This window comes from Terribium retamae, from assembly GCF_022347545.1.
Lineage (GTDB): Bacteria > Pseudomonadota > Alphaproteobacteria > Rhizobiales > Rhizobiaceae > Mesorhizobium > Mesorhizobium retamae.
This window is the reverse complement of record NZ_JAKREW010000084.1, coordinates 1-10,091: the sequence shown is the minus strand read 5'-3', so window position 1 is coordinate 10,091 and position 10,091 is coordinate 1. Positions and strand designations below refer to the sequence as shown.

The window sequence follows — 10,091 nt, the reverse complement described above, 5'->3', positions numbered from 1 at the left end:
GCCAGCTGAGCTGGCAGGAAGTCTATCTGGTCTTCGCCGTACTCAATCTGGTGGTCTGTCTGCCGCTGCATGGCTGGCTGTCCGCGGGCCTTGCTCGCAGCCGGGCCGACACGTCGGCCGCGCCTCTTCCTGTGAAGGGTCGTTTGCCGGATGGCCGCAAGCGGATCGGCTTTATCCTGATGGTCACCGGCTTTGCCCTGCAATCGCTGGTCGGGGCAGCCATACTGGTGCATATGGTGCCTCTGCTTTCCGGGCTGGGCCTCGGCGCATCGGCGGCGCTCATCGGAACGCTGTTCGGACCATCGCAAGTGGCAAGCCGCCTGATCAATATGGGGTTCGGCCGCAACCTGTCGCCGGTGACATTGGCGGTGATCGCCGCGACATTGATGCCGATGGGCGTGGCGGTACTGGCGTGGTCCGCGCCATCGGTCGCCGGTGCCATGGCATTCGCCATCCTGTTCGGCCTGGGCAACGGGCTGCTCAGCATCGTCTCGGGCACGCTGCCGCTGCATCTGTTCGGCAGCGAGGGTTACGGCAAGCTGCAAGGCAAGGTGACCTCGGCGCGGTTGGTCGTCTCGGCAACGGCACCCTTTGCGCTGGCGTTCGGCATGGTCTGGATCGGCGTCATTCCATCGCTGGCCATCGCCATCGTAGCCGGCGCACTCGCCGTGCTGGCCTTCCTGATGATCCGGCGAGCCTGATCTGCTGCACCGTCTGGAACGTCTCGATTTCGGCCATTTTTCTTGGCAGGAGATCATTGCCTTCCTAGTGTCCAATGGCAAACCGAACGGAGACACGATGCCCGGCCTCAATCCGCATGAAGCCCTGATCCATCTGATGGTGATCACTTCGGCTTCCGACCGCGACATGACCGATGTGGAGCTGGCGCGGATCGGCGATGTGGTCTCGTCATGGCCGGTCTTCGAGGACTTCAATCGCGGCAAGCTGGTTGCGATCGCGCAGAAATGCCAGAAGCTGCTGCACGAGAAGGACGGGCTGGACGGCGTTCTCGGCAAGGCGGCGAAGGCTCTGCCGGAGCGGCTTCGCGATACGGCCTATGCGGCCGCCTTCGAAGTGGCGGCCGTCGATCTCGAAATGCGGCTGGAAGAGGTGCGCGTGCTGCAGCTGATCCGCCGCGCGCTCGATCTCGACACGCTGACGGTCGCCGCCATCGAACGCTCGGCCAAGGCACGGCATCGCATGCTCACGTAAGACCTCTATCGCTTGACACTGCGACCGCTACGCTTCAGCTTAAGCGCAGGTTGATACGACCTGCTGGTTGCGCCCGTCAGGGTACGGTGAACGTATCGCGCCTCAGTGGCATTGCCTTTGCCCGAGCGACCAAGTCAGCAACGCAACCACCTGACGATCTTGGTTCGCTCATGCAAAGGACGTCTTCATGCGCGACTATCGTGATGCGAAATCCATGGCCCAGACCCTGCGGGAGGCCTTGGGATCAAAGGCGATCACCATAAGCCATGGCGAGAGCCTGGAACTTGTTTCGAAGATGCTCGGCTTTGCCGATTGGAACACCCTGTCTGCGAAACTTCAAGGCGAGCGCCGCGGAGTGCAGGCTGCCGATGGCCCTGCCGCCTCTGTCGACGAGCGCGCCGCAAAGCTGGCCGAGCAAGCCGCACAGCGGGTCGCCATTTCCTTCGATCCAAGGCGCTTCGACAAATTCGTGGGATATTACGAGCAGCGTCCCGGCATTTTCTTCAAGATCTACCGCGAAAACGGCCGCTTCTTCAGCCGGATCACCGGCCAGGGGCCGGTCGAGATCTATCCGGAGAGCGAAACGAAATTTTTCGCTACCGTCGTCCCGGCTCAGATCAGCTTTGTGACGGATGCGGGTGGCCAGGCAACCGGGCTGATCCTCCATCAGGGTGGTCTTGAGATGCCCTGGAAACGTATCGATGACGCGGTTGCGGATCGCGCGATCGCGACACTCCAGGAGCGGATCAAGCACAACAGGCCGCAGTCAGGATCGGAGGACGCTCTGCGCCACCTTATCCAGGGGATTGTGTCGGGCCATCCCGACTACGATGAGATGGGAACCGAACAGGCTCAGGCGGTTCGCGACCAGCTGAGCGACCTGCAGCAGCTGATCGGCTCCACAGGGAGTATCAAGTCCGTTCGATTTGTCGGCGTTGCCGATGTCGGCGACGACATATTCCACGTCGAACACGAAAACCGGCTGTTTCGATGGAGCATCGGGCTCGACGGCGGCAAGGTCGTCAGAAGTTGGGTGTCGTCCGGCGGATGACGGAACCCGGAAACGGTGAATTGGAGATCGATCGGAGCCCTATCCCAGAGCATTTCCGTTTTTCACGGAAACGCGGAAACGCTCCAAGTTTTTGTTTTCGCCGCATTCTTGTAACGCCAAGTGATTCCACTTGGATACAAAATGCTCTGGGCTTCGATCGGATCAGTAGAAGCTCACCGGGAAGTAACGCAGATAAAGTTCGGCGAAGGTGCCTTTCAGCGCGATCTGCTGCAGCGCGTAGTCGAGCGCGGCGACAAGGTCCTCGTTGTCCGGCTTGACCGCAATCGCCAGTCCGGTGCCGAGATATTCCGGCGCGAGATAGGGGCCGCCGGCGAAGCGGCAGCAGTCAGCGGCATCCGTTCCCGCCAGCCAGAAGCCGAAACGCATGCCGTCACCGAAGCCCGCATCCACCTTGCCGGCCTTGACGTCGGCAAACAGCGCTTCCTCGGTCGGGTAGGGCGCTGTCGTTACCGCCGCGAAGTCGTCTCGCAGCATGCGTTCGTGCGCGGAGCCCGCCACGACGCCGACCCGCTTGCCCTTCAGCTTCTCGAACAGCGGTTCGCTTGACGCCTTTGCTTTCGGCATGACGAAGCGCGCCGGAAACTGCAGATAGGAGCGCGAGAACGCGTATTTCGCGCGGTTTTCCGCCGTCACCGCGACGCCGGCCATAATCGCCTCGCCATCGTCCTTGGCCAGCGCGCCGTCGAGTTCTGCCCAGGGCAGCGCCTGGATCTGGCATTTATCGGCAATGGCAAGCTCTTTACAGATGGCGCGGGCGAGATCGACATGGAAGCCGGACAGCTTGCCGGCGCTGTCAAGGAAGTTGAACGGCGGGAAATCGGTGGTGGTCAGGAAGCGCAGCCGCGGCAGTTGCGCAAGGTCCGGCTTCGGCAGCCGCTCCTGCGCGTCCCATAGCATCGGCGGCTGCGGCTCTGCCGCGTGTGCAGCCGGGCTGAAAGACAGCGTCGCTGCCAGGATTGCCGGGAAGAGCCAGCGCAATGTCACATTGAAACTCCTGATGGAGGCAGTAGGGGGAATAAGGCAGTAGGGCAGTAGGAAGATAGTCCCAGGCAATTGCCCTAATGCCTTACTGCCCTATTTCCCCGAATCTTACTTATTCAAAAATCCCGACCCTTCCCCGATGATCTTCTTGTCTTCCTTGCCGATCACGTCGAGGTCGCGGCCTTCATAGGGCAGGGAGAGCAGGATGCGGCGAATGACGGCGATGCGCGCGCGGCGCTTGTCGTTGGCGCGCACGATGATCCAGGGGGCGTGTTTGGTATGCGTGCGCCTGACCATCTCGTCGCGGGCCTTGGTGTAGTCGTCCCATTTGTTCAGGCCGGCGACGTCGATGGGCGAGAACTTCCAGCTCTTCAGGGGGCTGTGGCGGCGGTCGTAGAACCGCGAGAGTTGCGTTTCCTGGCCGATATCGAGCCAGATCTTGAAGAAGTGGATGCCGTCATTGACGATCATCTTCTCGAAATGCGGCACCTCGTCGAGGAAGTTCTCGTGCTGCTCGGGCGTGCAGAAGCCCATCACCGGCTCGACGCCGGCGCGGTTGTACCAGGAGCGGTCGAACGAAACGAGCGCGCCGGCCGTCGGGAAATGAGTGACGTAGCGCTGGAAATACCATTGTCCCTGTTCGGTCTCGGTCGGCTTGGTCAGCGCGACGTTGTGGGCGCTGCGGGGGTTGAGGAACTGGTGCAGCGCAAAGATCGCGCCGCCCTTGCCGGCGGCATCGCGCCCTTCGAACAGCGCCATCACCCGATGGCCTGTCGCCTGCAGCCAGGCCTGCGCCTTCACCAGTTCGATCTGCAACTGCTCCAGCGTCTCGTCATATTCCTCGTTCTTCAGCTTCTTGTCGTAAGGGTAGCCGCCTGCCGACAGCTTGTTCTCCTCGATCCAGGCAGGCAATTCCGGCGCATCGATGTCGAATATGCGTTCCTTGCCGTCGACTAGGATCTTCAACGGTTCCGGGATCGGAATGCCGGCAACCGGGGCGGCGGACTTTTCTTTTGCCATCGATTCACAACCTCTCCAACGTCACTGTGCCGGATATCGGCATAACTGGCTGCAAATTGGAATATGCCGCCTGTGGCGATGTTGGTGCATGGGCCTGAAACTTACCCGGCGGGCAAAGCCTTTCCCGCACTCACGTGGTGAAGCGGTCCTGTAGGATCGCCTCGGCATCGTCCGAGCGGTAATACGGATCGCCCGCGGAATCCTCTTCCACGAAGACCTTCAGATATGGGTACTTCTTTCCCCGGAAATAGCCGTCGTAGTGCGGCTCGCTCTCGGAGATGCTGCGATCGACACACACCAGCACGTCAAGGCAGTCGGCGAGACGAATGAGGTTGTCCTCGGACAGAGCGCTGCTGGAAAAGAAACCGTCCAGCCTGGCGGGAAACACGCCCCCGGTAAACGCATGCACCAGAAAATACCCCTGTTCGAACACCGCATCGAAGTCGGCGTCGTCGGGAAAGCTGTTGCCGAAGATGTTGGCAGTCGGAACATCGAACAGGCTGCTTATGCAGGAAGCGAGCCTCCCAGTCGTCGGTGAGGTCGAAAGCAGGATTTGCGGCTGGGCCTTCATCATCTCAGACCGTTCGGCCGATACGACAAGCTGCCAGCATCAGATCGTGTAACGTACACAAGCTTCTCGCAAAAACCCGCCTTCCCTTTCGCGATGCTGCTACGATATCTCATCCTCCACTTTGGCAAGAAGAGCGCTCGACACCGTATAGCTTATCCTTTGGCTTTCTTCCTTTCGGAATTCGACCTCGACATGCGTGTTGTCGTAGACGCTCAACACGACGCCAAGCGTACCCGCAGGAATGTCTTCAACGGCCTCCAAATTGCGAACGACATCATATTCTTCGATTTGCGAGCTCACTTCGCCGGCACTCCCGTGACCAACCTAACGATTCCGTCATTGTTCTTGATCCAGCAAAAGTTACGTCAATCGTGCGTCCGTTGGCCGGGTAATCGGAATCGTCTGGTTAAATTTTTGCCCGCTGGCGTCGGAGGAAATGGGACGCGTGACTGGAGCTGATGTCGGTGCAGCGATGGAGGCATAGTTCAGTTCCTGAATTCGAAGATTCTGGGTGCCCCAAAACGGCCAAAGAGATACATAAGAATTATTGATGAAATCCACCAAAAACTATAGACTCCAAAAACGCGAGCCGATGTATAAGATAATATTAATCCGATAATAATTGACAAAACTATGGCTGTTCTTTTTTTTACACTAATTTTCCGCATCTACATCTTCCGGTCTTTTTTCCTCCTGCCGGATGGTCAAATCGCACAATGCTGACTTGAGCAAACGCGAGAGCGGAAAGGCGACTGTCGAGCTTGGGGTATCGGCTTGCGCTCCGTTGGTGCGTCAGCCTGAAACGCCTTGACATCGTCCGAGCGGCAATACGGATCGCTCGTGGGATCCTCTTCGTGGAGACATTCAGATATGGGTACTTCTTTCCCCGGAAATAACCATCGTAGTGCGGTCCGCTTTCGGCGAGACGAATGAGGTTGGATCCTGCGAGCCTGTCACAGCGTGTAACGTTCATATGCCCCTAGAAGAAATCGCTTTCCTTGTTCTGTAAGCCCCGATTCCTCGACATATTCATCGAACGCTTGCTTGAGTTCCGTCGCCTCTCCGAGTGAGGCAATCATCCCTTGGGGGCCGAAAACGACATAAAGGCGCTCTCCCGCCGGTATCCACGCAAACAGCGAGGAGTGAGCGAATTCCAGGATGATGTCCTCGTGGGAGACCTCGAATAGACTTTTCCAGGCATTGTCGACGCCGTCGCAAGCCATCATTTCCTCGGGCGCGCCGAACTCGCCATGGTGAATGATGATCGGCTCCCCTGTTTGGCCGGCTGCGGCGAGGCGTTCGAATTCATCTTTGTCGAGAACGTCTGGGAACACACGCGCAGCATATTGGTGCTGCGTCAGGAACGATGGGCGCAGTAAGCGTTTGTCGTCCAACGCTTCATCAAAAAGGGAATCTGTCATGTCCAACACCGGTTTGACGTCACGGATCATAGCGGATTTCAGTCCCGCGGCCATTTTCAGGATTTCGCATTTCGAGGGTCGGCCGGCCGTCTGAACTGCCAGGGCGGACAGTGATCTTGGTGCCGTCGTCGAGCGTCCCGGTCCTGCCCTGCCCATATTGGGTATTGATATCCTTTATATCCTTTGGACCAAGGGCATCAAAATCCTTGTCAGCCTCGGACATGCCGCCATTTTTTTGGCCATGCTTCGTCTTGCCTTTTGTCTGTTGAGAGACATTCGCCTCACGCTCCAAATCGTCGCGCGATTTCTTGCAGGCTCCCGCACAGCCGCCACGCTTCTTTGCGGCATCACCACCTTCATCGGCTTTGCCTTTGGCGCCACTGGGTTTGGCTGGCGGCTTGGGCGCTGGGCCCCGGGTTGGCGGCCGCCGCAGCATGCGTTCGAAGATCTTGCGAAGAAGCGCGCCCATCAGGGAGTGCCTCCCGCCTGCTCCCAGGCCTTGTCCGCGAGGTCCATCAGGTCGTCGATGCGATCATCCGGGTGCTTGGAGCTCTGCCGGAAAAAGGCGCGGGTTTCCGGCGCTTTGTCTATATCCCCGTTGGAAACCGACATCAGATAAGCCCATTTCATATGGGCCCGTTCCGATTCGAGCCCATGGGCGTTGCCGGCCTCTTCATAGCGGCGGATGACTTTGTAAAGTTCCGCATCCGAAAGCGCGTCGGTGCTGGCCGGGTCGACCTCCCGGAGATAGGCCATGACCTTACGGCGCGAGCGCTCCAGCCGGGCCTGCTCGACGGTATCCATCTGGGCCGTATCGATCTGCAGCATGCCGGCAGGCGGTGCAGACGCATCGTCTGGCACGAGTGCACGCCACACGAAGGATCCCGACGGTGTGGGATGATCCGGAGCGTGGAAGGCCAGCGCCCGTGCTGGCCCGAACAGGCGTGCAAACTGGGCGGTATCCAGCGCCGGCAGCACTTCGGCAAGTACGTTGCCGTCGGCATGGCGAAACAGAACAGCTTCATGCACTCCGCCGTCATCATCCGAACCGGTAGCGGGCGGGCGCGTCGAAGGATCATCGCCATAGCCGCGTGGGATGAGCACCCTGTTCAGCGTGCGCAGATGGCGCCAGAGCGCCGGCTCGGTCAGATCGGCCCCGCCGGCCCAGAACACCGCCGCGGGCGCGTCGCCGACGAGGGCCAGCACCTTGTCCAACTGGGTCGCCGGATCTGCAATCGGCGGGGGCTCTGACCGGGCAAGCATGCCGCCGGCGGTAGGGTCGCCGGCCTCGACCGACTTCCGCATTGTTTGCGCCAGCACGTCGGCTTGCGCATGCAGAGCGTCGTCATCCGGTTCGTCTTCGGATTGGATTGACGCGTCCAGTTCTGCTCGAGGCTCGGCCTTCGGGGCAGGCAAATGGTGAAGATCGACAAGCCAGGGCCCCGCGAGGACGAGTTCATGATCGGCGACGTCGACATAGAGCGAGCGGTGTGCCAGTTCCCGACCGCGCAATTCGGCCGGAAGATCGTCGAATTGTGCGCCGTCCAGCACGGCATAAAGCCTTCGCGCCGGATCGGCAGCCAGGCGCACGAGATGGCCATGCAACGTCTCGCGCCAGTCCGGAACCGCCGGCTGCGATGGCTTTTCCGGCCACGGAACCTCTATGCCCGCCCCTGCCAATCGTTCAGCCCTTGACGAACGGCATCGACTGCTTGGCCATTCCCTTCTGGCAGGCGGCCTTCGACGATTGGGATGACGCGTTAGGACCCCTGTCGCCAATATAGACGTTATCCGACCCGGTCTGCGCCTCGCCGCCGCAGTCGATCGGATCGCCGATACGGCCGGCTCGACGGCCATTGACATAGACCGTCGGCGAACCGTCCTTCAGTTTGCGCCCATGGGAGGGCGCATGGCCCACCACGCAGCCATGCGGCACATATTCGTCGCCCACACGCATCAATTTCTTGCCGTTGACATAGACGTTGGGGCTGCCGCCGGTGGCCGGCGTCGGCGGGAAATGGCATGCGTGACCGGAGCCGATATCGGTGCGGCGATGGGCTGGAGGCATAGTCTAGTCCCTGAACTCAAAGAGGCGGGGTAACCCAAGGCGGAATAAGAAATACAGAATTACTATCGTCGCGATCCACCACAAACTGTAGGATCCAAATGTAGTCCATGAAGTATATAAAACGAAAAGGCCAATAACAAAAAACAATATAAAGGCATTTTTCTTTTTTAGAGAAATCTTTTTCATTCACATCTCCCAGTACTTTTTTACGAGTTCTGGGCGAGAATCATTTCCGAATACCTTCTTGTAGTCCTCGTCGGATGCCTCTCCGTTTTGAAATTTATGGATCATTATTGACTTGATTTGCTCCATCTCTTGAAGAGCAGAATAGTAAGCGACGGTTCCCCCGATAACGACGACAGCTCCGGCGATACCGGCAACACGTGTCAGCCCTCTAGCAGCCAAGCGCTTGTCGATTCCCTCCAATATGGCTCCTTTCCCCGCTAGGCGCCCTCCGAGTTTCTTCGCTCCCTCCTTGACGCTGCCGGTTTCAATTCCCTTACCCACGCCCGCAGCTACAGCGCTGCCTCCGGCGCCTATACCTACAATCTCAAGCCAATAAACTGCACGCTCCAAATCTTGGTATTGCTCGGCGAGCTCAGTTGCCGATTTGTTAAAATCATCGTACCAAGCAGGAAATTCCTGCATCATTATAACTACCGATCCTACGGCGCTGACAAATCGAGAGTTGGCGCCAAAATGCGCTCCGGCATTTTGAAGGATCGAATTGCCATAGTCGCGACGTTTGGGCTTTTCCTTAATAGCGGGCATCACATACAAGTGGCTTACTATCGTGAGGGCGGCTGCCTCATCATCTTTTGTGGTTTCTATTGGTATTCCGAGGGCATTGCAAACATTTATAAGTCGTTGCTTGGCGGATGCGGAAGACATGTTATGCCTCTACGGATTTAAATCTATTTTTTCGGAGCCAATTATCTTTATATTGACGCCGATAATTGAGATATTCCCCGCTGAATCCATTTCGATTCTGCTTTTACCGCAAAATATCGTATATTTTTTTCCAATATCGACAATTTTGTATTCTCCAACAGAAGAACTATGCGATTTCGTAGCTCTGTATGAGATATTTCCTTGAACTCTCATGGTGGAGTTTCCATGAACACTTATATCGTAATCTTGTCCGACTTGAACCTTATTACTATTCTTTACATTTATATTATGATTTCCGTCGGAGTGGATGGTGAAATCCCCTGGCTCACCAATGTTTAGAAGTTGCGTGTCAAGCCCATACGCAGATTCCGATACTTTGTTCGCCATCATGCCTATTCCATTAAACGATAGCGCATTGAGCCCAGAAGGGCCTGTATATATCATGTAGGAGCCGTAAACGGATGTCATAGAATCGCCAAAGGTCTCGCTGAGGCGATTGTTCAGAACGGATTCTGCAGAGTTGTGCTTCACGATTTTTGAATCATTATTGTGAACAATAACATTAAAATCCTTTTGCGCAGTGAGTCTAACCTCTTCGCTGTTTTCTAAATCGTCAAATCGAAGCTCGTTGAATTTCTGGACATCTTTCGACTTGTGCGTATTCGTTCTGAAGACGCTCTTTGTCTTGTTCTCCGGCAGCTTGTACGGCACCTTCTGCCTCGCATTGGGCACCAGCCCGACGATGAGCGGCTTGTCGAAGTCGCCGTCGATATGGGAAAGCACCGCCTCCATGCCGATGCGCGGGATGATCTGACCGCCCCAGCCGGCACCGCCCCAGTTCTGCGCCACGCGGAT

General features: G+C 57.8%; 13 protein-coding genes. 3 read left to right on the top strand and 10 right to left on the bottom strand.

The genetic code is table 11. The features are described from left to right. The 3 genes from L4923_RS30005 to L4923_RS29995 all read left to right on the top strand — a co-directional run. Positions 1–701 (top strand): MFS transporter (locus L4923_RS30005; RefSeq protein ID WP_486389246.1); only part of this gene is annotated, 701 nt, incomplete at its 5' end. Between the two features lie 97 nt (positions 702–798). Beyond that, positions 799–1,212: a tellurite resistance TerB family protein gene (locus L4923_RS30000; protein ID WP_239370766.1), complete on the top strand. Its 414-nt coding sequence runs from the start codon at positions 799–801 to the stop codon at positions 1,210–1,212. Positions 1,213–1,399: 187 nt separating this feature from the next. Next, complete coding sequence (locus tag L4923_RS29995) at positions 1,400–2,263, top strand: glyoxalase superfamily protein (protein WP_239370765.1); 864 nt, start codon at positions 1,400–1,402, stop codon at positions 2,261–2,263. Positions 2,264–2,425: 162 nt separating this feature from the next. On the opposite strand, the gene L4923_RS29990 is transcribed toward L4923_RS29995, so the two are convergent. The 10 genes from L4923_RS29990 to L4923_RS29945 all read right to left on the bottom strand — a co-directional run. Beyond that, on the bottom strand, positions 2,426–3,181 hold the full coding sequence (locus tag L4923_RS29990) for a transporter substrate-binding domain-containing protein (RefSeq protein WP_239370767.1): 756 nt from the start codon (positions 3,179–3,181) through the stop codon (positions 2,426–2,428). A 192-nt stretch (positions 3,182–3,373) separates the two neighbouring features. Beyond that, the gene (gene ppk2 / locus L4923_RS29985) at positions 3,374–4,285 is read right to left on the bottom strand and encodes a polyphosphate kinase 2 (protein ID WP_239370764.1); all 912 of its coding nucleotides are present in this window, start codon (positions 4,283–4,285) and stop codon (positions 3,374–3,376) included. 130 nt (positions 4,286–4,415) lie between these two features. After that, entirely contained in the window at positions 4,416–4,859 is a 444-nt protein-coding gene (locus tag L4923_RS29980) for a hypothetical protein (protein ID WP_239370763.1), read from the bottom strand. A gap of 96 nt (positions 4,860–4,955) precedes the next feature. Then, a complete protein-coding gene (locus L4923_RS29975; RefSeq protein WP_239370762.1) occupies positions 4,956–5,156 on the bottom strand; it encodes a hypothetical protein in 201 nt (66 codons plus the stop codon). 653 nt (positions 5,157–5,809) lie between these two features. After that, the gene (locus tag L4923_RS29970; protein WP_239370761.1) at positions 5,810–6,307 is read right to left on the bottom strand and encodes a hypothetical protein; all 498 of its coding nucleotides are present in this window, start codon (positions 6,305–6,307) and stop codon (positions 5,810–5,812) included. Then, complete coding sequence (locus tag L4923_RS29965) at positions 6,297–6,713, bottom strand: hypothetical protein (RefSeq protein ID WP_239370760.1); 417 nt, start codon at positions 6,711–6,713, stop codon at positions 6,297–6,299. The genes L4923_RS29970 and L4923_RS29965 overlap by 11 nt, the downstream gene beginning before the upstream one ends. A 32-nt stretch (positions 6,714–6,745) precedes the next feature. Further along, entirely contained in the window at positions 6,746–7,957 is a 1,212-nt protein-coding gene (locus L4923_RS29960; RefSeq protein WP_239370759.1) for a DUF4123 domain-containing protein, read from the bottom strand. A 4-nt stretch (positions 7,958–7,961) separates the two neighbouring features. Further along, positions 7,962–8,345 carry a PAAR domain-containing protein gene (locus L4923_RS29955; RefSeq protein ID WP_239370758.1) on the bottom strand — a complete coding sequence of 128 codons (384 nt, stop codon included), beginning with the start codon at positions 8,343–8,345 and terminating at the stop codon, positions 7,962–7,964. A 186-nt stretch (positions 8,346–8,531) separates the two neighbouring features. Continuing rightward, complete coding sequence (locus L4923_RS29950) at positions 8,532–9,236, bottom strand: hypothetical protein (protein WP_239370757.1); 705 nt, start codon at positions 9,234–9,236, stop codon at positions 8,532–8,534. A gap of 9 nt (positions 9,237–9,245) precedes the next feature. Then, on the bottom strand, positions 9,246–10,091 hold an 846-nt coding region (locus L4923_RS29945), incomplete at its 5' end, for a bacteriophage T4 gp5 trimerisation domain-containing protein (protein ID WP_425531037.1).

Coding starts and splice junctions, on each gene's coding strand:
- L4923_RS30000 (WP_239370766.1), top strand. CDS start 799: ATGCCCGGCCTCAATCCGCATGAAGCCCTGATCCATCTGATGGTGATC.
- L4923_RS29995 (WP_239370765.1), top strand. CDS start 1,400: ATGCGCGACTATCGTGATGCGAAATCCATGGCCCAGACCCTGCGGGAG.
- L4923_RS29990 (WP_239370767.1), bottom strand. CDS start 3,181: ATGCTATGGGACGCGCAGGAGCGGCTGCCGAAGCCGGACCTTGCGCAA.
- ppk2 (WP_239370764.1), bottom strand. CDS start 4,285: ATGGCAAAAGAAAAGTCCGCCGCCCCGGTTGCCGGCATTCCGATCCCG.
- L4923_RS29980 (WP_239370763.1), bottom strand. CDS start 4,859: ATGATGAAGGCCCAGCCGCAAATCCTGCTTTCGACCTCACCGACGACT.
- L4923_RS29970 (WP_239370761.1), bottom strand. CDS start 6,307: ATGATCCGTGACGTCAAACCGGTGTTGGACATGACAGATTCCCTTTTT.
- L4923_RS29965 (WP_239370760.1), bottom strand. CDS start 6,713: ATGCTGCGGCGGCCGCCAACCCGGGGCCCAGCGCCCAAGCCGCCAGCC.
- L4923_RS29955 (WP_239370758.1), bottom strand. CDS start 8,345: ATGCCTCCAGCCCATCGCCGCACCGATATCGGCTCCGGTCACGCATGC.
- L4923_RS29950 (WP_239370757.1), bottom strand. CDS start 9,236: ATGTCTTCCGCATCCGCCAAGCAACGACTTATAAATGTTTGCAATGCC.